23 protein-coding genes are annotated in these 24,137 nt (G+C 74.8%); 8 read left to right on the forward strand and 15 right to left on the reverse strand.

The features are described from left to right. Positions 1-68 precede the first annotated feature (68 nt). On the reverse strand, positions 69-1,010 hold the full coding sequence (locus ACWC91_RS15270) for a hypothetical protein (RefSeq protein ID WP_450642842.1): 942 nt from the start codon (positions 1,008-1,010) through the stop codon (positions 69-71). 289 nt (positions 1,011-1,299) lie between these two features. On the opposite strand from ACWC91_RS15270, the gene ACWC91_RS15275 reads away from it, so the two are divergent. Continuing rightward, positions 1,300-1,767: a YncE family protein gene (locus ACWC91_RS15275; RefSeq protein WP_450642844.1), complete on the forward strand. Its 468-nt coding sequence runs from the start codon at positions 1,300-1,302 to the stop codon at positions 1,765-1,767. A 536-nt stretch (positions 1,768-2,303) separates the two neighbouring features. Here ACWC91_RS15275 and ACWC91_RS15280 read toward each other — a convergent pair. Both ACWC91_RS15280 and ACWC91_RS15285 read right to left on the reverse strand, forming a co-directional pair. Beyond that, complete coding sequence (locus ACWC91_RS15280; protein WP_450644772.1) at positions 2,304-3,872, reverse strand: phytoene desaturase family protein; 1,569 nt, start codon at positions 3,870-3,872, stop codon at positions 2,304-2,306. A 69-nt stretch (positions 3,873-3,941) separates the two neighbouring features. Continuing rightward, positions 3,942-6,188, reverse strand: coding sequence for a tetratricopeptide repeat protein (locus ACWC91_RS15285; RefSeq protein ID WP_450644771.1), 2,247 nt, complete (start codon positions 6,186-6,188; stop codon positions 3,942-3,944). 257 nt (positions 6,189-6,445) lie between these two features. Here ACWC91_RS15285 and ACWC91_RS15290 point away from each other — a divergent pair, with 257 nt between their 5' ends. Both ACWC91_RS15290 and ACWC91_RS15295 read left to right on the forward strand, forming a co-directional pair. After that, positions 6,446-6,667: a hypothetical protein gene (locus ACWC91_RS15290; protein ID WP_225079208.1), complete on the forward strand. Its 222-nt coding sequence runs from the start codon at positions 6,446-6,448 to the stop codon at positions 6,665-6,667. 452 nt (positions 6,668-7,119) lie between these two features. Further along, a complete protein-coding gene (locus ACWC91_RS15295) occupies positions 7,120-7,926 on the forward strand; it encodes a YihY/virulence factor BrkB family protein (protein WP_225079207.1) in 807 nt (268 codons plus the stop codon). A 139-nt stretch (positions 7,927-8,065) separates the two neighbouring features. Here the strand turns inward: ACWC91_RS15295 and ACWC91_RS15300 are convergent, their stop codons facing one another. Then, on the reverse strand, positions 8,066-8,653 hold the full coding sequence (locus ACWC91_RS15300; RefSeq protein ID WP_225079206.1) for a rhodanese-like domain-containing protein: 588 nt from the start codon (positions 8,651-8,653) through the stop codon (positions 8,066-8,068). Between the two features lie 93 nt (positions 8,654-8,746). Here ACWC91_RS15300 and ACWC91_RS15305 point away from each other — a divergent pair, with 93 nt between their 5' ends. Next, the gene (locus tag ACWC91_RS15305; protein ID WP_141364307.1) at positions 8,747-9,034 is read left to right on the forward strand and encodes a metal-sensitive transcriptional regulator; all 288 of its coding nucleotides are present in this window, start codon (positions 8,747-8,749) and stop codon (positions 9,032-9,034) included. A 46-nt stretch (positions 9,035-9,080) separates the two neighbouring features. On the opposite strand, the gene ACWC91_RS15310 is transcribed toward ACWC91_RS15305, so the two are convergent. From ACWC91_RS15310 to ACWC91_RS15345, 8 genes are all read right to left on the reverse strand, one after another. After that, entirely contained in the window at positions 9,081-9,830 is a 750-nt protein-coding gene (locus tag ACWC91_RS15310; protein ID WP_225079205.1) for a sulfite exporter TauE/SafE family protein, read from the reverse strand. Continuing rightward, positions 9,827-10,219 (reverse strand): rhodanese-like domain-containing protein, encoded by a 393-nt coding sequence (locus ACWC91_RS15315; RefSeq protein WP_376500716.1) that lies wholly within the window; start codon positions 10,217-10,219, stop codon positions 9,827-9,829. Before ACWC91_RS15315 ends, ACWC91_RS15310 begins: the two co-directional genes overlap by 4 nt. Beyond that, on the reverse strand, positions 10,216-11,601 hold the full coding sequence (locus ACWC91_RS15320; RefSeq protein ID WP_450644372.1) for an MBL fold metallo-hydrolase: 1,386 nt from the start codon (positions 11,599-11,601) through the stop codon (positions 10,216-10,218). The genes ACWC91_RS15315 and ACWC91_RS15320 overlap by 4 nt, the downstream gene beginning before the upstream one ends. Before the next feature lie 136 nt (positions 11,602-11,737). Then, complete coding sequence (locus tag ACWC91_RS15325) at positions 11,738-14,125, reverse strand: glycoside hydrolase family 65 protein (protein WP_450644374.1); 2,388 nt, start codon at positions 14,123-14,125, stop codon at positions 11,738-11,740. A gap of 7 nt (positions 14,126-14,132) precedes the next feature. Beyond that, positions 14,133-15,008, reverse strand: a complete 876-nt coding sequence (locus tag ACWC91_RS15330) for a universal stress protein (RefSeq protein WP_225079201.1) — start codon at positions 15,006-15,008, stop codon at positions 14,133-14,135. Positions 15,009-15,196: 188 nt separating this feature from the next. Next, positions 15,197-15,919 (reverse strand): CBS domain-containing protein, encoded by a 723-nt coding sequence (locus tag ACWC91_RS15335; RefSeq protein WP_281157377.1) that lies wholly within the window; start codon positions 15,917-15,919, stop codon positions 15,197-15,199. Positions 15,920-15,959: 40 nt separating this feature from the next. Continuing rightward, complete coding sequence (locus tag ACWC91_RS15340; protein ID WP_225079199.1) at positions 15,960-16,400, reverse strand: pyridoxamine 5'-phosphate oxidase family protein; 441 nt, start codon at positions 16,398-16,400, stop codon at positions 15,960-15,962. Between the two features lie 145 nt (positions 16,401-16,545). Next, entirely contained in the window at positions 16,546-17,616 is a 1,071-nt protein-coding gene (locus ACWC91_RS15345) for a zinc-dependent alcohol dehydrogenase family protein (RefSeq protein ID WP_225079198.1), read from the reverse strand. A gap of 299 nt (positions 17,617-17,915) precedes the next feature. Here ACWC91_RS15345 and ACWC91_RS15350 point away from each other — a divergent pair, with 299 nt between their 5' ends. The 4 genes from ACWC91_RS15350 (at position 17,916) to ppk2 (ending at position 21,337) form a co-directional block, all read left to right on the forward strand. Beyond that, a complete protein-coding gene (locus ACWC91_RS15350; RefSeq protein ID WP_225079197.1) occupies positions 17,916-18,317 on the forward strand; it encodes an STAS domain-containing protein in 402 nt (133 codons plus the stop codon). A 112-nt stretch (positions 18,318-18,429) separates the two neighbouring features. After that, on the forward strand, positions 18,430-19,017 hold the full coding sequence (locus tag ACWC91_RS15355; RefSeq protein WP_450644377.1) for an Rv1733c family protein: 588 nt from the start codon (positions 18,430-18,432) through the stop codon (positions 19,015-19,017). A 114-nt stretch (positions 19,018-19,131) separates the two neighbouring features. Further along, positions 19,132-20,466 (forward strand): phosphoribosyltransferase, encoded by a 1,335-nt coding sequence (locus ACWC91_RS15360; protein WP_450725926.1) that lies wholly within the window; start codon positions 19,132-19,134, stop codon positions 20,464-20,466. Between the two features lie 67 nt (positions 20,467-20,533). Continuing rightward, a complete protein-coding gene (gene ppk2, locus ACWC91_RS15365) occupies positions 20,534-21,337 on the forward strand; it encodes a polyphosphate kinase 2 (protein ID WP_225079194.1) in 804 nt (267 codons plus the stop codon). A gap of 2 nt (positions 21,338-21,339) precedes the next feature. Here ppk2 and ACWC91_RS15370 read toward each other — a convergent pair whose 3' ends face one another. The 3 genes from ACWC91_RS15370 to ACWC91_RS15380 are packed head-to-tail and all read right to left on the reverse strand — an operon-like array spanning position 21,340 to position 24,097. Then, complete coding sequence (locus tag ACWC91_RS15370) at positions 21,340-22,206, reverse strand: universal stress protein (RefSeq protein ID WP_376500726.1); 867 nt, start codon at positions 22,204-22,206, stop codon at positions 21,340-21,342. 5 nt (positions 22,207-22,211) lie between these two features. Further along, positions 22,212-23,234, reverse strand: coding sequence for an alcohol dehydrogenase AdhP (gene adhP, locus ACWC91_RS15375; protein ID WP_450644122.1), 1,023 nt, complete (start codon positions 23,232-23,234; stop codon positions 22,212-22,214). Positions 23,235-23,293: 59 nt separating this feature from the next. Further along, positions 23,294-24,097 carry a universal stress protein gene (locus ACWC91_RS15380; RefSeq protein WP_450644120.1) on the reverse strand — a complete coding sequence of 268 codons (804 nt, stop codon included), beginning with the start codon at positions 24,095-24,097 and terminating at the stop codon, positions 23,294-23,296. Between the last annotated feature and the right edge of the window lie 40 nt (positions 24,098-24,137).

Below are 24,137 nucleotides of genomic sequence, written 5' to 3' on the forward strand. Positions count from 1 at the left end.
CGTCCCCGGGAAACCGTCGACAACGGAAATAGAACACCTCATTCCCCTGCCTTTCTTTCAGGTTTCTCTCAGATCCCGGCCCGGACGGGGCCGGCACCGTCGGGGTCTTCCTGCTGGACGGCACGGACGGCGTGGACGGCAGCAACCGCGCGATCTACCGGATCAACCACTTCGCCGTCCCCTACGCGGCGATCGGGGCGGCGGGCATCGGCTGGTGCGCGCTGGCCCGGGCCGCCCACACCGCGGCCGCGGGCCTGTCCGGCGCCGGCGCCGGACCCGCGCACCTCGCCTTCCGCGAGGAGGACCTGCTGGTCACCGATGTCGGCGCCAACATCACCCCCCGGGTCGCGGAACTCACCCGGTGGCTGGCGGCCGCCGCGGCCCATCTGCTGGACGGCCCGGTGGCGGTGACGGGCGACCGCCACCACGAGCCGTTCCAACTGCTGCGCGTCCTGGACTCCGTGGCCGCCCTGCTGCCCTTCGGCATGCGCAGCACCCTGTCCGCGGCCAGCTCGACGTCCTCGGGCTCCGAGGTGCCCATGCGGCTGTACTGGGGTGACGCCGACGGCTCCCCCGGGGTGACCGGCCTGACCCTGAGCGGCGAACTGCCCGATCTCGGCGAGCTGTCCCCGCAGGCGCGCAGCTATCACGACCTGCTCATCGAGAACTGGACCGCGCACGGCGGCGACGCCGTCGTCCGGCATCTGGCCGACGCCCGCGAGCCGTTGGACATCTCGGGGCCCGAAACGCACGCGCGGGCGCTGGAGGTCCTGGAGGCCCTGGACCCCTCGCTGGCGGTCGTCCAGGCCGTCTCCGAGGGCCAGGAGGTGGGCGCCGACCGGATCAACCAGGCCCTGCGCACGCCCGGGATCAGCACCGGAGCGCTCGCCGTCCTCGCGGGGAAGGCGCTGACGGACCCGGACACCGGAATGGAGGCCCTGGCGCCCCTGATGTCGAGCCCCGTCGTCTCCCAGGCCTTCCGCGACCAGCTCTTCGACGATCTGCTCCACGGGCGGACGGACGTGGCCCGCCGCGACTTCGAGAACATGAGCGCCGCCCTCACCTCCACCGGGCGGAGCCTGGATCCCCTGGACGAGGTCCTGGCCGGCGTCTGTACCTGGCGGCCGAGCGGGGCGCGGAGATCCTCGCCGTGGACGACGAGGACGGCGCCCTGGCCTGGAAGGCGCCCGCACGGCTGCCGGCTCCGGTCCTGGCGTCGCCGCTGCCGTTGGAGGAGCACCTGGTGGTCGCGGACGGGAGGGGACGGTGAGATGCCTGGCGGCCGCCGACGGCTCCGCCGTGTGGGAGGCCCGGCTCGGCGCGCCGGTGGTGGCGCCGCCGGTCCGGGCGCTCGACACGGTGATCGTCGGGGACGTCGCGGGCACGGTCCACTGCCTGGGCGCCGCGGCCGGCGAGCCGGTCCGGCGCGCGCACCACGGGGAGCGGGAGGAGTTCTTCGCACTGTGCTCCGACGGGGCCGCGGTGTACGCGGGCGGCTGGAGCGGCCGGCTTCATCTGCTGGACGCCGCGGACGGCGCGTCGCTGCGGAGCTTCGACCTCGGCGGCCAGATCCTGGCCACGGCCTGCTCCCCCGGTGGCCGCAGCGTTCACGCCGCCTCGTCCGGCGGAACCTGCACACACTGCCCGCCGCGGCGGCGAACAGCACCGCGGTCCGGTAGCAGGAGGTACGGGGCGCGGGTCTCCACGGTGCGGGGGCGCCGCTCTCCACCGTGCGGGGGGGCGGGTCTCCATCGTGCGGGGGCGTAGGCCTTCGCCATGCGGGGGCGCGGGTCTTCGCCATGCGGGGGCGTGGCCTCGGCGGCCCGGTGGCGGCGCGCGCCAGGTAGTCCGGGCCGCCCCGGCCGATGACGCCGCCGGCCGGCGCGGCGGGCAGTCCGCCACCGTGCGGCCGCAGGCAGGCGGCGGCCTGGGCACACCCCTCGCAGGTGGCGAGGTGCCGGGTGAGGTCCTCGGGGGTCTCGGCGGCGGACGCGGGACGCGTGACCGCGTCCAGCAGCCCCGCGTAGCCGCGGCACTCCGCGCCCCTCGGACATACGGGCGGGGGCACCGCTCTCCCCACCACGCCAGGGCGCGAGGCACCGCTCTCCCACCACGCAGGACACGGGGCACCGCTCTCCCCACCACGCAGGACACGGGGCTCCGCCGCTCTCCCCACCACGCCAGGGCGCGAGGCACCGCTCTCCCCACCACGCAGGACGCGAGGCACCGCTCTCCACCGCGCGGGGACACGGAAGCGCCGGTCCTCACCGCGCCGGGCGTGCGAGGGCGAGGGGCCCGCGTCCTCAGGCGTGCCGGCCTTCGAGTACCGCCATGGCGGCGTTGTGCCCGGGCACTCCGCTGACCCCGCCGCCGCGTACCGCGCCCGCGCCGCACAGCAGCACGTTGGCGTGCCGGGTCTCCACGCCCCAGCGGCCGGTGCCCTCCTGGGCGTACGGCCAGCTCAGCGCCCGGTGGAAGATGTTGCCGCCGGGCAGGCCCAGGTCCCGCTCCAGGTCCAGCGGGGTCTTCGCCTCGATGCAGGGCCGTCCGTCGGCGTCGCCGGCCAGGCAGTCGGCGAGCGGTTCGGCGAGGTGCGCGTCGAGCTGCGCGAGGGTCGACTTCAGCAGCTCCCCGCGTACGGTGTCGTTGTCCCGGGCGAAGAGCCGGGCGGGCGTGTGCAGGCCGAACAGGGTGAGCGTCTGGTAGCCCTGTTCGACCAGGGCGGGGCCGAGGATGGTCGGGTCGGTCAGGGAATGGCAGTAGATCTCGGAGGGCGGCGCGGCGGGCAGCTCGCCCGCGGCGGCCCGCGCGTGGGCGTCGGCGAGCTGCCGGTACCCCTCGGCGATGTGGAAGGTCCCGGCGAAGGCCTCGCGCGGGTCGACGGCGGTGTCGCGGAGCCTGGGCAGCCGCTTGAGCAGCATGTTCACCTTCAACTGGGCGCCCTCGGCGGGCTCCGGCGGCTCCTCGCCGGTCAATGCGGCCAGGGCCTGCGGGGAGGCGTTCACCAGCACGTGCCGGGCGCCGACGGTGGCCTCGCCGTCCCGGGTGCGGTACGTGACTTCCGCGGCGCGTCCGTCGCTCGCCACCCGGGTCACCTCGTGGCCGGTGGCGATGACGGCGCCGGCCCTGCGGGCCGCGGCGGCGAGGGCGTCGGTCAGGGCGCCCATGCCGCCGACCGGTACGTCCCAGTCGCCGGTGCCGCCGCCGATCACGTGGTACAGGAAGCAGCGGTTCTGTGCCAGGGACGGGTCGTGCGCGTCGGCGAAGGTGCCGATGAGGGCGTCGGTGAGGACCACTCCGCGTACGAGGTCGTCGGCGAAGCGGTCCTCGACGGCGACGCCGATCGGCTCCTCGAACAGGATCCGCCAGGCCTCCTCGTCGTCGACGCGGCGGCGCAGTTCCTCGCGGGTGGGCAGGGGCTCGGTGAGCGTGGGGAAGACGCTGCGGGCGAGGCGGCCGGTCATGCCGTAGAAGCGCTGCCAGGCCTCCCACTCGCGGTCGGAGCCGGTGAGCCGGGCGAACGCCTCGCGGGTCCGCTCCTCGCCGCCGCCCACGAGCAGTCCGGTGGGCCGCCCCGCGCGTTCGACGGGCGTGTACGAGGAGATCGTGCGGGTACGCAGCCGGAAGTCCAGGCCCAGGTCCTGGACGATCTTTTGGGGCAGCAGGCTGACCAGGTAGGAGTAGCGGGACAGCCGTGCGTCCACGCCGGCGAACGGGCGGGTGGAGACGGCGGCGCCCCCGGTGTGGTCCAGCCGCTCCAGCACGAGCACCGACCGTCCGGCCCGGGCCAGGTAGGCGGCGGCGACCAGTCCGTTGTGCCCGCCGCCGACGATGACGGCGTCGTACGTCCCGTGTCCCTCGTGTGCGCTCATGGTTCTTCGTAACACGCGGTGATCCACTTCGGCCAGGGCGCGGCCCGCTCCGGATCCGGGACAGCACAGCTAGGGCCCCTCGGCCGCGCGCTGTCCGCGCAGGACGGCGACCCTGCGGTACAGCTCTGCGGCCTCCCCGCCACGGCCGAGCTGTTCCAGGCAGTGGGCCTCGTCGGTGCGGCTGGAGAGGGTGTCGGGGTGGCCGGCGCCCAGGACGCGCTCGCGAGCGTCGGCCACGGCGCGGTACTCGGTGAGCGCGTCGGCCCAGCGGCCGAGCCAGCCGAGGCTCACCGCGACCTCGCGGCGGCTGACCAGGGTGTCGGGGTGGTCGGGGCCGAGCGCGCGCCCGCGGATCGCGCACACGTCGCGGGACTCGGCCAGGGCCTCCTCCCAGCGGCCGAGCCGGCCGAGGTTGACCCCGAAGCCGTGGCGGGCGCGCAGGGTCTCGGGGTGCGCGGGGCCGTGCACCCGGGTGCGGTCGTCGATCAGGGCGCGGTACAGATGGAGCGCCTCCGCGCTGCGGCCGAGCCGGCCCAGGCTGATGCCGACCTCGTAGCGGGCGGCCAGGGTGTCCGGGTGGTCGGCGCCGAGTGCCCGGGCGCGTGCTTCGGCGACGTCGCGGTAGGTCTCCAGGGCCTCCACCCACCGCCCCAACTGGCCGAGTGCGTACGCGACTTCGAACCTGGTGACCAGGGTGTCGGGGTGCTGCGGCCCGAGCACCCGGGCGCGGGCGGCGGCGACCTGGCAGGCCATGCGGTAGGAGTCGTCCAGGCAGCCGAGCCGGCTCAGGCTGAAGGCGAGGTTGTGCCGGCAGCGCAGGGTGTCGGGGTGGTCCGGGCCCATGATGCGCTCGCGCGCGGCGAGCACCGCGGCGTACACCTGGTGCGCGTCGAAGTGGCGGCCCAGGCGGCCCAGCACGTACGCCATCTCCTGGCGCACGGCGAGTGTGTCCGGGTGGTCGGAGCCGAGGGCCCTGATCCGCGCCTCGGCCACCTGCTTGTACTCGCGCAGCGCTTCGGCGGCGCGCCCGGTGCGGCTGAGGCCGAAGGCGAGTTCGTAGCGGCTGGCGAGGGTGTCGGGGTGGTCGGGGCCGAGGAGGCGGGCGCGCTCGCGGGCGACCGCGCGGTGCGCCTCGGTCGCCTCGTCCCAGCGGCCGAGCCGGCCCAGGCTCAGGCCCGCCTGGTGCCGGTCGGCCAGCGCTCCGACGGCCTCCGGTGGCGGGACGGGCCGCCCGTCGGGCGTCCGCCCGGTCTCGGCGGAGCCGTCGGCGGCGCGCGGGATCCACTCACCGGTCAGGGCGCCCGCCGCGTCCGGGCGTGCGTTGCGCGGTCCTCCGGCCCCGGCCGCCTTGTGACCGGTCGTCATGCCCCGTGTCCACGACGGCAGGCGGGCGTCGCGACCGGCGGGCTCGGACGGGTCGGGCCGTGGGAGCGGGGTGGCCACCGTGGGCGCGTACCGCGGCGCCGCCGTACGGCCGGCGATGATACGGCGGCTCAACTCGTGTGCGTCATCCGGTCGTTGCTCGGGAAGTTTGGCCAGCAGGTCGAGGACGATCCGCTCCAGGTACTCGGGGAGTTCGGCGCGGTGGCGGCGCGGCGGCTCGGGCGGGGTGTCGCGGTGGCCGACGAGGATCGCCCAGGCGTCGTCGAAGTCGAACGGTGGTGCCCCGGTGGCGAGTTCGTACAGCACACAGCCCAGCGAGTACAGGTCGCTGCGCTGGTCGACCTCGGTTCCGCCGATCTGTTCCGGCGACATGTAGTGCGGGGTGCCCATGGCGACGCCGGTGCCGGTCAGCCGGGCGGTGAAGCCGATGTCGTGGCCGAGCCGGGCGATGCCGAAGTCGCAGATCTTCACCGTGCCGTCGGTCAGGCGCATGATGTTCGCCGGTTTCAGGTCCCGGTGCACGATGCCCTGTTGGTGGGTGTAGGCGAGAGCGGCGGCGACCTGCTCGGCGATCTCGATGATGTCGGGCACGGCCAGGGGCCGGTGGCCGTTGTCCTCCAGCAGTTGTCCGAGGTTGCGGCCGTCGAGCATCTCCATCACGAGGTAGAGCACGCCGTCGGACTCGCCGAAGTCGTGAACCACCGTCACCCCGCGGTGCTGGAGCGCGGCGGCCACCCGGGCCTCGCGCCGGAACCGCTCGCGCAGCACGCGGGTGAAGGACGGGTCGTGGTGCCGGCCGAGCGGCTTGAGGCACTTCACCGCGACATGGCGGCCCAGCGACTCGTCCCGCGCCCGCCAGACCTCCCCCATGCCGCCGCGCCCGATCGTGTCGAGCAGCCGGTAACGGCCCTGGATCAGCATGGTCTCCGACATCTCGCGCCGCCCCCGTCGCCGTGTACCCCGCCTCTCCGGGCCGTGCCCGCCGTACGGGCCGCCCCCTGGCCCGTCCCGGCGCGGCCCGATCCGCGGGGAGGCCCTCGTCCAGTATGGCGAGCCGCCGCCCGGCTTTGTACGGGGCGGGACGGGCCCGGGATCCCGGAGCCGGCCCGCCCACCAGCCCTGACGCAGGCGCTCAGGACAGTGACATAAATGGGCAACGTACCTGATTTCCAAGGGAAAGGGAGCCGGCTGTGCGACGTCGATTCACACGCGCGCTGGCCACCGGACTCGCTGCGGGCGTGATGGCGGGCGGCGCGGCCATGGTGTCCGTGGGCACCGCGTCGGCAGCGCCCGCGAAGAGCACCACCTCGTACTCGACCGCGCACCACTGTCACCAGGTCAAGGCACACTTCGAGACCCGCCACGGCAAGAGGGTCCGGGTCTCGGAGCACATGGTCTGTACCAGGATGTGACCGACGGCTGAGGCACAGCCTCACCACAAGCGAAGGGGGCCCTTCCCGTCCGCGGGCGGGAGGGGCCTCGGCGAGCGGCCGGCGGGGCGTGGAGGGGCGGCCGTGCTCCCGGTGCGCCCGGCTTCAGGCCGGCTCCGGTGACGGTGGGTGCGCCCGCTCCGGCGGCGGCGTTCCGCTCACCGTCCGGTGCGCCGGCCTTCACCACGGTGACCGTCATCTGCGCGGACGGGTCGTCGTCCTCGGTCCCGCATCCCCGCGCCGCGATCTGCTGCCGCATTCCCGCCTGCCCGGGTGCGGCCGGGCGGGCGGGTCGCGATGATGGGTATGCGCGGGGCCGTGCGCCGGTCACCCGGCACTCGGAGAGGAGGCGCCGTCGTCATGTCACGTCCCACCCCGTCCCGCCCGGCGTCGAGCGGCACCGGTCGCGGAGACGGGCGCTCACGGCGGCCGAGTTGAGCGAGCGGGAGTCCACCGATCGCCCGACGACACACCTGGGGTGGGCCGCTGAGCTCTACCGGCGTGGCAAGCGGCTGGAGCTCATGCACCGGGCGATGGGGTTCGCCACGCTCTCCCTGGTCACCCTCGCCCCGTTGCTGATCGTGGTGGCCGCGCTCGATCCGCTGCACCACGGCGGGTTCGCGTTGTGGCTGGTGGACGGCATGGACCTGTCCGGCCGGTCCGCCGACGTGCTCTCCGAGGTCTTCAGCCCGGCCCGCAAGGTGGCCGGCAGCACCAGCGTGTGGGGTCTGGTGCTGCTGGCGGTGTTCGGCGTGTCCTTCGCGTCGAGCGTGCAGAACGGCTACGAGCGGGTCTGGCGGCTGCCCGCCGGACCGTGGCACCGGATCTGGCGGCAGGCCGTCTGGCTGATCGCGCTCATGGTGTACCTGTACGTGCAGGTGCTCACCCGCACCGTGTTCGACGGGACCTACCGCATGCTGCTGAGCGTGGGCATCGGCGTGCTGTTCTTCTGGTGGGGCCCGCACTTCCTGCTCGGCCACCAGGTGCGCTGGCGGCTCCTCTTCCCCGGCGCCCTCGCCACCATGGTGGGCCTGGTGGGTCTGCGGGCCTTCTCGTTCCTGGTGTTCACCCCGCTGATCGTGACCAACGCGTTCAGCTACGGCGCCATCGGCACCATCCTGGTGGTGGAGTCCTGGCTGGTCGGCGCGGGGTTCGTCGTCTACGGCGGCGCGCTGTTCGGCCATCTGTTCTGCGACCGCATGGGGCACCTGCTGAAGCACGAGGAGGGCCCCGAGGAATGAGTCCGCGCCGCACGGGACGGCATACGGGAGGGGGCCGGTCCGGCGAGCGGGCAGGCGGCATCGCTGGAAAAAACGCCGGCCCGGTGGGAGCCGGGGCGGCCGGTCGCGGCGGGGCGGCCCGCCGGCCGCCCCGCCGGTCTCACCTGCTCCGCAGCGTCTCGAGCGTCGCGTCGAGCCGGGCCGCGCGCGGCCGGTTGTGGGGGAGCTTCGCGAGCAGGACGGCCATGCCGCAGGTGTCGGTGAGCGCGGAGAAGACCAGTCCGCCCGCCACGCCTGCCGACAGGATCAGGAAGGCCGGGTGGACGAGCAGTCCGAGCACCACGCCGAGCAGCACCAACGATCCGGCGGTGAAGCGCACTTGGCGTTCCATGCTCCAGCCGGCCGAGCTGTCGCAGGCCGTCGGCCGGTGCAGCTCGTGACCCGCTGACGCCCAGGCCCCGGTGCCTCCGGCGAGGGTGGCGGCGCCGACGCCGTGCCGGGCCAGGTACACGCAGGCCTTGGCCGAGCGGGCGCCCGAGGCGCAGACGACGAGGACCTCGCCGCGCCCCGCCGCGTGCCGGATCTCGGGCAGCGCCTGCCGGACGCGGTCCAGCGGGATGTTGAGGGCGCCGGGGAGGTGTCCCGAGGCATACTCGCCGGGCGTGCGCACATCGATGACGGTCAGCTCGTCGAGCCTGGGGTGCGCCTGCTCGACGGCCAGGGAGACGGGGATGGAGGGAACGGTCACGGCAGAACGGGTCCTTTCCGGTCGGTGGGGTGGTCGACGTCGTCCCGAAGACGGACGTACAGTACCCCCAGGGGTATGTTGCAAGGAGTGATCGTGGAACTGGAGCTCGAGGGCACGGACCTCAAGGCCGTGCTGAACCGGTTGCGCCGGGCGCAGGGCCAGATCTCCGGGGTGATCCGGATGATCGAGGAGGGGCGCGACTGCGAGGAGGTCGTGACGCAGCTGGCCGCCGCCTCCCGCGCCCTGGACCGCGCCGGTTTCGCCATCATCGCCAGCGGCCTGCAGAAGTGCGTGGCCGACATCGAGGCCGGGCGGACGAACGGCCAGGACCCCGCGCAGATGCGGGCCCGCATGGAGAAGCTGTTCCTGTCGCTGGCGTGAGGACGGGCCGCCCACGGCCCGGTACGGGGGACCGGCCGGCCGGCGCTCATCGGGCCACCGCGTCGATAAGCATGAACGCCGCCACCGCCAGCAGCACCACGGCGAAGATCCGCTGCAACGCCGGCCCGGACACCTTCGCGGCCAGCCGCTTGCCGTCCCACGCGGCGAGGACCGCGGCACCGGCGAACGGCGCGATCACCGCCCAGTCCAGCCCGTCCGCCGTCCCGGCCCGCATCGCCAGCGCGGCCAGCGAGTTGACGGTGATGACCAGCAGGCTGGTGCCCACCGCCGCGCGCATGCGCAGGGAGAGCACGCCCACCAGGGCGGGTACGGCGAGGAAGCCGCCGCCGACGCCGAGGACGCCGGTGACCGCGCCGAGTCCGGCGCCGGCGGCCGCCGCGCGGCCGGGCCGGACCGGGCGGTCCGCCTCGGGCGTGGGGCGCGGGCGCAGCATCCGGACCGCGGCGACCGCCGCGATCAGCGCGAAGGCGGCGGTGAGCACGACCTCCGGGAGCCGTCCGGCGACCGCGCCACCGAGCATGGCAGGGCCGACGCCCGCGGCGGCGAACAGCAGACCGGTACGCCAGCGCACATGGCCGTCCCGGGCATGTGCGACGAGCGCGGTGGCCGAGGTGACGGTGACGATGACCAGGCTCGCGGTGGTGGCCGCGACCGGGGTGAAGCCGAGCAGGTAGATCAGGGCGGGGACGGCCAGGACGCTGCCGCCGCCCCCGAGCGTGCCCAGCGCCAGGCCGATAACGGCCCCGGCGGCCAGGGCGAGGAGCAGAGCACTCACGCGATCGTGCCGTCCTCGCCCCGCTGGTCCACCACGGGCAGTCCGGCCCGTACCCAGTCCCCCATCCCGCCGATCACGTCGACGGCGTCGGCGCCCCGGGCGGTCAGCAGTTCGGCGGCCTGCCGGGAGCGGTTGCCGGAGCGGCAGACGACGACAAGGAGCCGCCCGCGCGCCTCGGGCGGTACGTCGGCGTCCGAGGCGAGCGCGCTCAGGGGGAGGTGCAGCGCGCCGGGAGCATGTCCCGCGCGCCATTCCCGCGCTTCTCTCACATCCACGAGCACGGCGCCGCCGGATCCGCCGCCGGGCGCACCGCCCGCCGGGGCGTGGCCCGTGCGTGCGGCGGCCTCCGGAGCGGTGATACGGGCGGGACCGCGGCGGACCGGGCTCACCGGCACTGTTCCTCCCGTTCGGTCCGTACGGTGAGCCCGGCCTTCTGCGCGGACTCGAACCCGTCGTCCACCGCGACCACGTCACGGCCCACCGCGTCGAGCAGGGAGGCGGCCACGGCGGCCCGCATGCCGCCGGCGCAGTGCACCCACACCTGGCCGTCGGGGACCTCGCCGGTCCGCCGGTGCAGCTGGTGGACGGGGATGTGCACCGAGCCCTCGACGAAGCCCCCGGCGCGTTCGGAGTCGCGCCGCACGTCGAGTACGACGACGCCCTCCGCCGGGTGCCGCTCGGCGAGGTCCGCGAAGGTGGCCCGCGGGAAGGAGGCGGGCTCCTCGCCCGGGCGGAGCCAGGCGGACGGCCCGCCGGTGGCCGCGGCGGACGGGCGGTCGATGCCGACCCTGGCCAGCTCACGCTGGGCGTCGGCCAGTTGCGCGGGCGTCTCGGCGAGCAGCGTCACCGGCTTGCCCCAGGGCACCAGCCAGGCCAGGTAGGTGGCGAGCTTGCCCTCGGCCTCGAAGTTGAACGATCCCGCGACGTGCCCTTCGGCGAAGGCCACCCGGTTGCGCAGGTCGACGACCCACTCCCCCGCGGCCAGCCGGGCGGCTATCTCCTCGGGGTCGGCGACGGCGGGCGGGGTGAGGTCGACCGGGGCGGGTCCGGCGGCGTTGGCCGGTCCCATGTGGGTGTAGTACGCGGGGATGTCGTCCAGACCCGCGAGCAGGTCGGCGACGAAGGTGTCGACGTCGCGGGTGAGCGCGTCGTTGACCACGCGCTCCCGGCCGATGGTCGTGCTGTCGCCCTCCGTCTGACCGGAGGAGCAGAAGCTGCCGAAGCCGTGGGTGGGCAGTACCGCGGTGGCGTCGGGCAGTGCGGCGGCGAGCCGGTGGGCGGAGGCGTGCTGGGCGCGGGCCAGGCCCTCGGTCAGCCGCGGTTCGACCAGGTCGGGGCGGCCGACGGTGCCGATCAGCAGCGAGCCGCCGGTGAACACGGCGAGGGCGGCGCCGGCCTCCCGGAGGACGTACGAGGTGTGGTGCGGGGTGTGTCCCGGGGTGGCCATCGCGCGCAGGGTCAGCCGGGCGTCGCCGTCGACGGTCACGGTGTCGCCGTCGCGGACGGGGGTGCGCGCGAAGCGGACGTCGGCGCCTTCCGGGACGAGGTAGTCGGCTCCGGTCAGCCGGGCTAGTTCCAGGCCGCCGGAGACGTAGTCGTTGTGGACGTGCGTCTCGACGACGTACGCGATGCGCACTCCGTGCCGGGCCGCCGCCGCCAGCAGCCGGTCGACGTCCCTGGGCGGGTCGACCGCCACGGCGGTGCGCTCGCCTCCGGCCAGGTAGCTGCGGTTGCCGAGTCCTGTCAGCTCGATCGTCTCCACGAAGAACACAGGACGCTCCCTTCCTAGTGAAGAATTACCCCCCGGGGTATCTCGTCAGAGACTAGCACGAGTACCCCCCGGGGTATTCCCGCGCTAGTTCGGCGGCGGGTGCGGGAGGGGGCCGGGAACGTGGTGGGAGCGTGGTTCAGTCGGGAAGCACCAGGGCGCACGTCTCGCCCGGCTGGACGCTCACGGCGCGGTCGGCCAGGCGCACGTCGATCGGTGAGCCGTCGGACTCGGGCACGGCGATCCGGATCCGGCCGTGCTCCAGCCGCAGCCGGACGCCCCAGTGCCCCCGGTAGCGCATCGAGACGCCGTAGGAGGACAGCTCCGGCAGCGGGGCGGGATCGAGCCAGAGCGCGCCGTCACGGGTCTCCAGACCGGTCAGTCCGCGCTGTACGAGGTCGAGGGTGCCGCCCATGGCGCCGAGGTGGACGCCCTCACCGGTGGTGCCGCCCTGGATGTCGGCGATGTCGCTGCGCAGCGCCTCCTGCACGTAGGCCCACGCCTCGGCGCGGCGGGCGCGGGCCAGGACCCAGCCGTGCACCAGGCCGCTGAGGGTGGAGCCGTGGCAGGTGCGGTCCAGGTAGTAGTCGACGGTGCGCCGCCACAGGTCCTCGTCGAAACGGTGGCCCAGGCGGCCGAGGAGCGCGCACAGTTCGGCCGGGGAGAAGAGGTAGCCCAGCATGAGCACGTCGGCCTGCTTGGACGCCTTGTAGCGGTTGACGCTGTCGCCCTCCGCCTCCAGGATCCGGTCCAGGCGGCGGATGTCGCCGTAGCGTTCGCGGTATCCGGCCCAGTCGAACTCGGCCAGGCCGCCGTACCCCTCGAACTGGCTGATGACGCCGTCGTGGAAGGGCACGTGCAGCGTGCGGGAGACGTGCTCCCACTGGTCCAGCTCGGCGCCGTCCACGCCGGTGCGCTCGACGAGTTCACGGCGGCGCGGCTCGGGCAGGACGCGCAGCGCCTCCAGCGCGCGGTCGAGCACCCAGGCGGCCGTGACGTTGGTGTACGCGTTGTCGTCGAGGCCGGGCCGCTCGGCGTCCGGGTAGGCGTCGTGGTACTCGTCGGGGCCCATGACGCCGAGGATGCGGTGGCGTCCCAGATGCTCGTCCCAGGTGGCCGAGTCGGCCCAGAAGCGCGCGATCTGGAACAGCGTCTCGGCGCCCTTGGTGTGCAGGAACTCCGCGTCGCCGCTCGCCTCGCAGTACCGCCACACGTTGTAGGCGACCGCCGAGCCGACATGGTGCTGGAGGTGGGAGTGGTCCGGCAGCCAGCGGCCCGAGCGGGGGTTGAGGTGCAGCCGCTGGGTCTCCTCCCGGCCGTCGCTGCCGCTCTGCCACGGGAACATCGCGCCGCGCCGTCCGATCGCGCGCGCCGCCGAGCAGGCCCGCTCCAGGCGCCGGTGCCGGTAGTGCAGCAGGGCGCGGGAGACCTCGGGGAAGTGCAGGTTCAGGTACGGCAGGACGAACAGCTCGTCCCAGAAGACGTGGCCGCGGTAGGCCTCGCCGTGCAGGCCGCGGGCCGGTACGCCGACGTCCAGGTCGGCGGTGTGCGGGGAGAGGGTCTGGAGCACGTGGAAGAGGTGCAGGTGCAGGATGCGTCCCGGCTCCCCGGGGACGTCGATGGCGGCCCGGCGCCACAGCCGTCCCCAGGCCGTCCGGTGGCTCTCCAGCAGTCCGGCGAAGCCGGGCGCCGCGCCCACCCGGTCGATCGCCGCGTCCAGCGGATCGCTGATCGCCAGGTCGCGGGAGGTGTGCAGGGCGACGGTCTTGTCCAAGGTGGCGGTGCGGCCGGGTACCAGGCTCAGACGCACCCGCTGGATCGCGCGCGGGTGCTCGTGCCGAATGCCGGCCGGTCCGGCCGCCTTGTCGGCGGTCAGCCGGGCGGCCAGGCCGATCCGGATGTCGGAGGTCCGGGTCCGGCAGCGCAGCCACACCGTGTCCGGGGCCGCGGTGCCGGTGTGCACCTGGGTGAGGTGGCGGCCGTCCAGGTCCTGGTAGCGGCGTACTCCGGCGTTCGTCACGCCGCCGTCGACCGCCGCCTCGACCTCCAGGTCCGCCGGGCCGCCCTCGGCGGTGAACTCGGTGCGCAGGGCCGCCAGATACGGGTCGGCCATGTGCACGATCCGCTGCTGGCGCACGGTCAGCGTCCGCCCGTCGCCGAGCCCGTACCGGGTACGGCGCTCCAGCACGCCCGGGTCCAGGTGCAGGACCTGGTGGTGCTCGAGGACCGGCGCCGTGTCCGGGGTGAGCCAGGCGCCGCCCGCGAGGCGGAAGCGCAGCGGCAGCCAGTCGGGCAGGTTGACCAGGTCCTCGTTCTCGACCTGGCGGCCGGCGATGTGGGAGACGATCCGGTTGTAGCAGCCGGCCAGGTAGGTGCCCGGGTAGTGCGCCTCGTCAGCGGCGCACTCCGGCAGGGCTCCGCGCGTGGCGAAGCGGCCGTTGCCCAGGGCGCACAGGGACTCCCTCAGCCGTTCCTGCGCGGCGTCGTAGCCGTCGTAGGCCCAGGTCCGCGCCGTCGTCTCCGGCACCGCCGGATCACACCCGCTGCGGTACGACGGCGACCGGGCAGTGCGCGTGGTGCAGGAGGGTGTGGGCCGTCCGGCCCAGCTGGAGACCGAAGTGGCCCTCCCTGCGCCGTACCCCGACGATCACCAGGTCGGCGGCGGCCGAGCGGTCCACGAGCACCCGGTGCGCCGGCCCCTCGACCGTGGCGGCGCGCACCCGCACCGCGCGGTGCTCGGCCGCCGGTTCGCGCAGCAGCTCCTCCAGCACGGCGGCGGCCCGCTCCTCGTGCCGCCGGGCCGGCTCCTCGGCGAGCTCCGGGCTGCCGACGCCCTCGTGCACGGGGCGACGCCAGGTGCGCACGACGTCGAGGACGCAGCCGCGCACCTCGGCCTCCCGGAACGCGAACCGCGCGGCCTCGTGCCCGCTGTCGGAGTCTCCGGCGGCGAGCAGGATCCGCTCGTGGGTGCCGGCCAGGCCCGCCCGGTCGCCGCGGACCACGACGACCGGGCAGTGCGCCCGGGCCGCCACGGCCAGACCGACCGAACCCAGCAGCAGCCCCTTCAGCTGACCCCGCCCGCGAGAGCCGGTGACCAGCACGGAGGCATTGGCGGCCTCGCCCAGCAGGGCGGTGACCGTGTCCTGCGGAAGGATGTCGGTGGACACCTTCACCTCCGGGTCGCGCCGCTGGGCGCGCTCCGCGGCGGAGGCGACGATGTGCTCCGCCATCACCTGCTCCGAGGGGCGCCCCACCGTCCCCGACGGCACCGTGCCCTCGTACCGCTCCCACAGGGACGCGTACACCAGGCGCAGCGGGAGACCGAACCGGGCGGCCTCAGCCACCGCCCAGTCCACCGCCGTGAGGCTCGGGTCCGACCCGTCGACACCCACCACCAGGGGCAGTTCCACCGACCCCACCGCCTTCCGCCGGGGCTGCCGCCTCCTGCGGCAGCGCGTCCCACCTTCACCGTCGCATCCGGCAGGGCACGACGCGAGAGCGCTTCGGTCCTTCCGGGAGGCCGTTCGGGGACCGTTCGGCCCCTCCCGCCGCGCCGTCTCCGGGTTCCCCCGGCGCGGAGCGCCCGGTCCGCGCGCCGTCAGATCTCGGGTCCGGTGCCCGTGGCGGGCGAAGACGGCCGCTCGTCGGCCAGATCGGGTTCCAGGAGGGGGCGGCGGCGTGGTCCCGTGAGGTCGCACCGCACGTCCACCACGCCCTCGACGCTGCGTGCCAGGCGGATGACGAGCGGGATCAGGGAGGCGTCCGGGACCCGGCCGGTGAGCGTGACCACTCCCTCGCGCACCGCCACGCCCACCGACTCCGCCAGGAGCCCGGCGGCGACGACCTGGCGGCGGACCTCCTCCGCGATGTCCTCGTCGCCGCGCAGGAACACCTTCAGCAGGTCGGAACGGCTGACGATGCCGATGAGCACACCGTCGTCGCCGACGACCGGCAGGCGCTTGACGCCGTGCCGGGCCATGAGGCGGGCGGCCCGGCTGAGGGTGGCGGCGGGGTGCACGGTGACGGCCGGGGTGTTCATCAGCTCCTCGGCGGTCACGGCCCGGGCCTTGGCCGGGCGCGAGCCGGCCACGGGCGGCGACCCGCCGGGCAGGTCCGGTTCGTCGTCGCGAAGCTCCTCCTTGCGCAGCAGGTCGGCCTCGGAGACGACGCCGAGCACCCGGCCCCGGCCGTCCAGCACGGGCATCGCGCTGACGCCCCACTGCTCCATGGTCCGCACGATCTCCTTGAACATCGCTCCACCGGCCAGCGCGACGACGGTCGGGGTCATCACGTCGCAGACGGTGTACTGGGAACCCTGCATGATGTCCTCCGGCGGGCTCGAAGAGGGGCGGGCGCGAGGATCAGACGAGGCGGTCCAGGCCGTACGCGCTGAGTCCGCCGACGAGTTCCCGGCCCGTGACCAGTTCCGGTTCGATGCGGACGAAGACCACCTGCGGCGAGGGCACCCAGGAGCGCGGGCCGCCGTGGAGCAGACGCCGGTGCTCGGCGGGGTCGGTCACCACCGCGGCGGGGCCGGTGACGACGACGCTCCAGCCGGAGTGCGCGACCGCGTCCACCTCGTCGGCCTCGAAGGCGACCACCGCGCCGTCGATCGCGCGGACCAGTTCGGAGGTGGCCGAGGTGCACAGCAGCACCGCGCCGTCGCCGTCCAGGGCGAAGTTGACCGGGAGCACCGCGGGCAGGGCGTGCCGCGTATGGACGATACGGCCCACCGGCGCCTTGGCCAGCAGCCGCAGGCACTCCTGCCGCCCGAGCTCGCGGAACCCGTCGTTGCGATACATCAGTCATCCGTCTTTCCACCTGGCGGAGCGCGTGCGGCCGTTCCGCGCCGCGTCTCCTGCGTGTCTTCTGCGCCTGTCCCGCGTGTCCCCGTCCCGGGGCGGCCCCGGCGGCCGGGCACGGGGGCCGCGCCCGGCGTCCGGCCCGTCAGGCCGCGGGCACCGGGACGACCTCGCGCCGCGGACCACCGAGCACGACCTTCAGCGCCCCCGTCTCGGTGGCATGGGCGAAGACGTCGTAGGCCTCCTCCATGCGCTCCAGCGGGAACGTGTGGGTGACCAGCTGGGAGGCGGGCAGCCGGCCGGCCGCCGCCATCCGCAGCAGCGTCGGCGTGGAGTGGGTGTCGACCAGGCCCGTGGTGATGGTCACGTTCTTGATCCACAGCTCTTCCAGGTGCAGGGTGGCGGGCTTGCCGTGCACTCCGACGTTGGCCACGTGGCCTCCGGGCCGCACCATGCGCGTGCACAGTTCGAAGGTCTCCGGTACGCCCACCGCCTCGACGACCACGTCGGCGCCGAGCCCTCCGGTGAGGTCGTCGACCAACTGCTCGGGGGCCTCGCGCGCGTCGGCCACGGCCTCGGCGCCGAGCTTGCGGGCGGCTTCCAGGCGGGTGGCGGCCAGGTCCACGGCGATGACGCGCTCGGGCGCGAACAGCCGGGCGGTGGCGATCGCCGCGAGTCCGACGGGCCCGGCGCCGACCACGACGACGGTGTCACCGGGCCGTACCCGCCCGTTGAGCACGCCGACCTCGTAGGCGGTCGGGAAGATGTCGGCCAGCAGCACGCCGTCCACGTCGGTCACCGCGGCGGGCAGCGGATGCACGGAGAGGTCGGCGAAGGGCACCCGCACGAACTCCGCCTGGGTGCCGTCGATCAGGTGGCCGAGGATCCAGCCCCCGCCGCCGCGGCACTGGCCGTACATGGCCTCGCGGCAGAAGCGGCACCGGCCGCAGGAGGTGACGCAGGAGACGAGCACCCGGTCGCCGGGCCGTACGGTGCGCACCTCGGCGCCGACCTCGACGATCTCGCCGACGGCCTCGTGCCCCAGCACCGTGCCGGGGCGGACCTCGGGCACGTCGCCCTTGAGGATGTGCAGGTCCGTCCCGCAGATGGTCACGGCGTCGACGCGCACGACGGCGTCGGTGGCCTCCTCGAGGTCCGGGTCGGGGACCTCCTCCCAGGCGGACTGCCCGGGGCCGTGGAAGACGTAGCCTTTCATGCCGAACCTCACCCTCTTCGCTCCGGGTGGCCTTCGCGGACGGACGGCCTTCATGACCGGACGGCCGGGATCCGGCGGTCCGCGGCCGGCGGGCGCCGCCCGCGCTCGGGCGCGACACCGGGACCGCCCACGCCTTCAGCTTCTCCGACGGTCCGGGGTTCCGCATGGGCCGGTCGGCCCCATCGGCCGCCCGCGGGAGCGGGTGCCCGCGGGCCGGTCGGACCGCGGGCTGTTCCGCCACCGCGAAGGGGACCGAACGGCCCTTCCCCGCACCGCTCCGGACCGGCTTGGCTGACCGCATGTCCGAACGTCCCACCGGGCCCGCCGTGAACCACGCGGAACGCATGATCGGCACCACGACCGTGGTGACGCTGAGCGGCGACGTCGACCTCGTCACGAAGCTGTCCCTCGCCGCGCGCCTCGACGCGCTGACCGACAAGCCGCGACCGGACCTGGTGCTCGACCTGCGGCCCGTGCCCTTCATCGACTGCGCCGGGCTGGGTCTGCTGTGCCGGGTCCGCAACCGCGTCGCGGCCCGCGGTGGCCGGCTGCGGCTGGTCAGCGGCAGTTCGTCCTTCCGGCGGATCCTGCGCCACACCGGCCTGACCGGTGTCTTCCAGGTGCTGCCGGAGTACGGGGAGGACAACCCGGCCGCCGGGCCGGTCCCCCGGCAGGGGGTGGTCGCCGCGGGCCCGGGATGAACGGCGGACGGACGGCCACCAGGGTGGGACGAAAGGTGGGGCCGGCGCACGGAAGGACGTTCGACGCACGGGCTGGTGAGCGGAGAAGACGGGAGACAGGGAGGCGCGACCGGTGAGCGGCAGGACGGGCCACGGGCGCACGCCGCGCAGGCTGTGGCCGTGGCGCCGCAATCCGCTGCGCCGCCACGAGGACATCGTCGAGGCCTGGGCGATCCTGGTGATGTGGCTGGTGATCGTGGCCGGCGGCGCGGTCGCCGGGACGGTGGCGGCGCGCGCCGCGGGCCAGGAACTCGCCTGGCAGCGCGCCGACCGGCACCCGGTCCGGGCCGTGCTGCTCACGGCCGCCCCGGCGACCGCGCCCACGGAGAACACGAGCTACCGGGCCCCGGCGAAGGTCCGCTGGACCGGCCCCGACGGCACCACCCGTACCGGGCAGACCCTGGTGAGCACGGGCCTGCCGGCCGGTGCGGCGGTCACCGTCTGGCAGGACGGCCGGGGCCATCTGGCCGCCGAACCGCCCGGCCCGGCGGAGGCGACCGCGCAGGCCGCCCTGTTCGGCACCTCGGCGGCGCTCGTCCTCGGCGGCCTGGTCCACGGCTCGACGACCCTGGTCCGCCGGCGGCTGGACCGGCGCCGCTACGACCTGTGGGGCGCGGAGTGGGATCTCGTCGGACCGCGCTGGGACCAGAAGACGAGCTGACCCGCCCCGCCGGCCCGGACGCCCCGGAGGCGTGCGGCGCCCGGAAGCGTTCGAATGGAGTCGAGGCGGTCTGCCGCCGCGCCGCCGGGACCACGTACGAGGAGGTGGCGGCGCATGCGCTACGAGAACCGCGCGGACGCCGGACGGCGCCTGGCCCGGTGCCTGGAATTCCTGCGCGACGAGGACGCGGTGGTGCTCGGGGTGCCCCGGGGCGGCGTCCCGGTGGCCTTCGAGGTGGCCCGGCACCTGGGCGCTCCGCTCGACCTGGCCGTGGTGCGCAAGCTGCCCGTGCCCTGGCAGCCGGAACTCGGTTTCGGCGCCCTCGGTGAGCACGGGGTACGCGTCATCGACCGGGCCGTCCTGGCGGAGAGCGGGCTGGATCCCGCCGAGCGGGAGACCGTCGAACGCGCCGAGCGGGCCGAACTGGAGCGGCGCCTGAGCCACTTGCGCGAGAGCCTCCCGCCGCTGCCCGTGGCCGGGCGGACCACGCTCGTCGTCGACGACTCGCTGTCGACCGGCGCCGCCGCGGAGGCCGCCTGCCGGGTGGCGCGGACCCGCGGCGCCGCGCGTGTGGTCCTCGCGGTCCCGGTCGGGCCGGAGGCGGCGCTGCCGCACCTGCGCACGGTGGCCGACCGGGTCGTCTGTCTCCAGCCGCTGCGCCACCTCGGTTCCGTCGGGGCCTGGTACGCGGACTTCGGGCAGGTCACCGACGCGGAGGTGGCCACCCTGCTGGCCGAGGCCCGGCGGGCCACCGCGACCGCCGCCGGACCGCTCCCCGGATCCCCCCCGGAGTCCCCCTCCCCGGACCGGGAGGTGGAAGTGCCGGCCGGTCCGGTGCGCCTGTGCGCACGGCTCGCACTGCCGCCCACGCCACCGGTGGCGGTGGCCTACGCGCTCGGCAGCGGCCGGAGCTGCCCGGCCCATCAGCGCGTGGCCGCCGCCCTGCGCCGGGCGGGCCTGGGCACGCTGCTGATCGACCTGCTCACCGAGGACGAGGAGCGCACCCCGCACAACGTCTTCGACATCGTGCTGCTGGCCCGGCGCCTGCGGGCCGCCACCGACTGGCTGCGCCGGGAGACCGGCCTGCCCGTGAGCCACTGCGGGGCGGGTACGGGCGCGGGCGCCGTGCTGGAGGCCGCGGCGGAGGACGACATCCGCGCCGTGGTCTGTCTCGGCGGCCGCCCCGATCTGGCGCCGCCCGCGGCGCTGGCCCGGGTGCACGCCCCTTGCCTGTTCGTCGTCGGTGCCCGGGACACACGGCTCCTCGGCCTCAACCGGCTCGCGGCGGACTGGATGCGCTGCGACCACCAGGTGGTCCCCGTGCCCGGCGCCACCGACCTGTTCACCGAGCCGGACACGGTGGAGGCGGTGGCGGACCTGGCCCGGGACTGGTTCACCACCCATCTCGCCCGGACGGAGGGGGCGTCGAGGCCGCTGACGTCGGCGTGAGCAGAGTCCGCCGCCCCCGCGTCCGCCCGGGTGCGCGGACGCCCGCCGGAAAGTACGGTGTCCTGCTGTGAGGGCGGACAACGGGGCGGCGCTGCCGCGCAAGACCTACGAGAGCGAACTGCTGCGCCTTCAGACGGAGTTGGCGAAGCTCCAGGAGTGGGTGCGGGTCACCGGGGCCCGGCTGGTCGTGGTGTTCGAAGGACGGGACGCGGCCGGCAAGGGCGGCACCATCAAGCGGGTGACCGAGCACCTCAACCCGCGCATCGCCCGGATCGTGGCGCTGCCCGCGCCGACCGAGCGCCAGCGCACCCAGTGGTACTTCCAGCGGTACGTCGAGCAACTTCCGGCCGCCGGGGAGATCGTGCTGTTCGACCGGTCCTGGTACAACCGGGCCGGGGTCGAGCACGTGATGGGCTTCTGCACCAAGGAGGAGCACCAGCGGTTCCTGCGCCAGTGCCCCATCTTCGAGCGCATGCTCGTGGAGGACGGGGTCCTGCTGCGCAAGTACTGGTTCTCGGTGAGCGACGCCGTGCAGCAGGAGCGCTTCCGGCGCCGTCTGGACGACCCGCTGCGACGCTGGAAGCTGTCGCCGATGGACCTGGAGTCCATCACCCACTGGGAGGCGTACTCGCGGGCCAAGGACGAGATGATGGTGCACACGGACATCTCCGAGGCGCCGTGGTACGTCGTGGAGAGCGACGACAAGCGCCGCGCCCGGCTGAACATGATCGCCCATCTGCTCGGCACCGTGCCGTACCACGAGGTCTCACCGACGGTGCTGCGGTTGCCGGAGCGGCCGCCGCCGACCGGCTACGAGAGGCCGCCGCGCGATCTTCAGACCTACGTCCCCGATCACACGGCGGGCCTGTGACCTCACGCCCGTTCGGGCACCACGGCCACCGGGCAGGCCGAGTGGTGCAGGGCGGTGTGGGCGACCCGGCCGAGCTGGAGCCCGAACCGCCCCGCCCGGCGCCGGACTCCGACCACGAGCAGGTCGGCGCCCGGCGCGGCGGCCAGCAGCACCCGGCGGGCCGGCCCCTCCACGGTGCGCCGGCGCACCTTCACCTCCGGCGGCAGGTCGCGCAGCGCGGCCTCCAGGGCGTCGGCGGCCCGCTCCTCGTACACCCGCTCGGGCTCCCCGCCGATCAGCGGATGGTCGAGGGTCTCGTGCGCGGGGCACCGCCAGGCCCGTACGGTCTCCAGTTCGGCCCCGCGGCGCAGGGCCTCCTCGGCCGCGAACCGCACCGCGGCCGCGGAACTGTCCCCGACACCGACGACGACGCGGCCGTGCACCGGGGTCCGGGCCTGGTTGTCGTGGCTGCCGCGGATCACGATCACGGGGCAGTCGGCGTGCGCGGCCACGAACAGGCTGACCGAACCGAGCAGCAGGTCGACGACCGCGTTGCGGCCGCGGGCGCCCACGACCAGGGCGGAGGCGTTCTTGCCCTCCCGGACCAGCGCGTACTCGGGCGCCTCGGGCAGCGCGGCCCTGCTGATCGGCAGGTCGGGGTGGCGGGCGCGGGCGCGCCGGGCGGCGGCCGCGACGACCTCCTCGGCCTCCACCTGGTCGTCCGGCTTGCCGAGTTCGCGCGCGAGCGCGGCGCCCTCGTAGCGCGCCCAGAGCGAGGCGTACACCACCCGCAGCGGCACCGCGCGCAGAGCGGCCTCGTCGGCGGCCCAGTCGGCGGCCCGCAGGCTGGATTCGGAACCGTCGACTCCGACGACCAGCGGCAGATCCATGGTCCTCATCCTCCCTCTCCGAGGTCGAACACGATGCGCGCCTTGACCTGACCGCGCAGCACCTCGTCGATGGACTCGTTGACGGCGCTGAGCGGACGGCTCTCCCGGATGACCCGGGTACGGCCCTCCGCGTGCAGTTGGAAGACCTCGGCGAGGTCCTGCCGGGTGCCGACGATCGAGCCGATCACCGAGGTTCCGCCGAGCACGGTGTCGAAGATCGGGACCCGGACCGTGCCCCGCGCGGGCAGGGCGACCATGACGAGCCTGCCGCCGCGCCGCAGCCCGGAGGCGACCGCCTCGAAGGCGGCCTCGTTCACCGCGAGGGCGATCGCCGCGTGCGCGCCGCCGTACCGTTCGAGTTCCCGGCCGACGTCCTGGGTACGGGCGTCGATCAGGATGTCCGCGCCGAGTTCGGCGGCGAGTTCGAGCTTGTCGTCGGTGACGTCGATCGCGGCGACCCTGGCCCCGGCGATCTTCGCGTACTGGACGGCCAGGTGGCCGAGCCCCCCGACCCCGAAGACGGCGACAAGCTGGGCCGGCCGGACGCCGGCGACCTTGAGGGCCTTGTACGTGGTGACGCCCGCGCAGGTCAGCGGGGCCGCGTCGAGGGCACTGACGCCGTCGGGCACCGGTTGCGCGAAGTCGGCCCAGGCCAGCATCTTCTCGGCGTACCCGCCGTCGCAGCCGTATCCGGTGTTGACCTGCTGCTCGCAGAGCGCCTCCCAGCCGGACAGGCAGTGCTCACAGCGGCCGCAGGCGTGACCGAGCCACGGCATGGCCACCCGCTGTCCCACGGACAGGTGGGTGACACCGGCGCCGAGCTTCTCCACGAGGCCGACGCCCTCGTGGCCGGGCACGAACGGCGGGTTCGGCTTGACCGGCCAGTCGCCGTGCGCGGCGTGGATGTCGGTGTGGCACAGCCCGCACGCCTCGACGCGCACGCGGACCTGGCCGGATTCGGGCTCGGGGTCCGGGCGCTCCTCGACGACCAGCGGTTCGCCGAAGGTCCGTACGACCGCAGCCTTCATGATCCTCACTCCTCGGGTGGGGTCCTGTGGTGTTCGGTGGGCCGTGCTCGTGGTGCCGGTCAGGTGTGCGGGACGACCGCGACGGGGGCGGCGGCGTGGTGCAGGACGGCGGCGCCGCCGGGGCGGGAGGCCTCGGCGACCTCGACGTCCGGGTACTTCCGCCGCCAGGGGCAGAGCGCCTCGGTCAGTCCGGCGGCCTCGGCCACCGCGGCCGACGTGAGCAGTTCGGCGTCGGCGGGCACGCCGTAGCCGTAGTACAGCGGCGGGTACCAGCCGTGCACGACGCGCAGCGAGGTGCCGCGGCGGGCGGCCGCCTCGAAGGCGAACCGGATCAGGTCCTCGTCCGGGTGCGCGGTGTCCAGGCCCAGGACGACGGGCCGGAAGGCGGCCGCGGCGGAGGGGATGCCCGCGGGGTCCATCTCGTGCTCGTCGGCGGCCTGTTCCCTGGCCCGCACCAGGACGACGGGCCGCTCGGTGTGCGCCACGACGGACAGCCCGACCGAGCCGGCCAGGAAGCCGCCGACCCCGCCGAGGGCGCGCGAGCCCAGTACGAGCAGTTCGGCGTCGGCCGCCTCGTCGGTGAGGATCTCGGCGGGACGGCCGGGAAGGTGCTCGGTGCGCACCTCGACACCCGGATGGCGCAACCGCAGCCCCTCGGCGGCCTCGCGGGGCACCCGCTCGGTCCAGTGCCGGTACGTCTCCGCGCCCAGCCGCGGCGCCTGCGCCAGGGGACCGGGCACCGGCTCCCACACATGGACGAGCCGCACCGGCAGCCCGAGCAGCTTCGCCTCCCGCGCCGCCCATTCGGCGGCGGCCCTGCTCTGGGGAGAACCGTCGAGACCGACGGTTACGGTGCGGGGCATGGTCTCCCACCTCCTGCGACGCTGCCGCGACGGGCACTTC

This window comes from Streptomyces sp. NPDC001204 (assembly GCF_053598035.1).

What these genes read in the sequence shown, in the direction of transcription:
- ACWC91_RS15360 (WP_450725926.1), top strand. Translation starts at nt 19,132, where the DNA reads ATGCGCTACGAGAACCGCGCGGACGCCGGACGGCGCCTGGCCCGGTGC.
- ACWC91_RS15340 (WP_225079199.1), bottom strand. Translation starts at nt 16,400, where the DNA reads ATGTATCGCAACGACGGGTTCCGCGAGCTCGGGCGGCAGGAGTGCCTG.
- ACWC91_RS15370 (WP_376500726.1), bottom strand. Translation starts at nt 22,206, where the DNA reads ATGGATCTGCCGCTGGTCGTCGGAGTCGACGGTTCCGAATCCAGCCTG.
- ACWC91_RS15380 (WP_450644120.1), bottom strand. Translation starts at nt 24,097, where the DNA reads ATGCCCCGCACCGTAACCGTCGGTCTCGACGGTTCTCCCCAGAGCAGG.
- ACWC91_RS15280 (WP_450644772.1), bottom strand. Translation starts at nt 3,872, where the DNA reads ATGAGCGCACACGAGGGACACGGGACGTACGACGCCGTCATCGTCGGC.
- ACWC91_RS15350 (WP_225079197.1), top strand. Translation starts at nt 17,916, where the DNA reads ATGTCCGAACGTCCCACCGGGCCCGCCGTGAACCACGCGGAACGCATG.
- adhP (WP_450644122.1), bottom strand. Translation starts at nt 23,234, where the DNA reads ATGAAGGCTGCGGTCGTACGGACCTTCGGCGAACCGCTGGTCGTCGAG.
- ACWC91_RS15335 (WP_281157377.1), bottom strand. Translation starts at nt 15,919, where the DNA reads ATGCAGGGTTCCCAGTACACCGTCTGCGACGTGATGACCCCGACCGTC.
- ACWC91_RS15345 (WP_225079198.1), bottom strand. Translation starts at nt 17,616, where the DNA reads ATGAAAGGCTACGTCTTCCACGGCCCCGGGCAGTCCGCCTGGGAGGAG.
- ACWC91_RS15285 (WP_450644771.1), bottom strand. Translation starts at nt 6,188, where the DNA reads ATGTCGGAGACCATGCTGATCCAGGGCCGTTACCGGCTGCTCGACACG.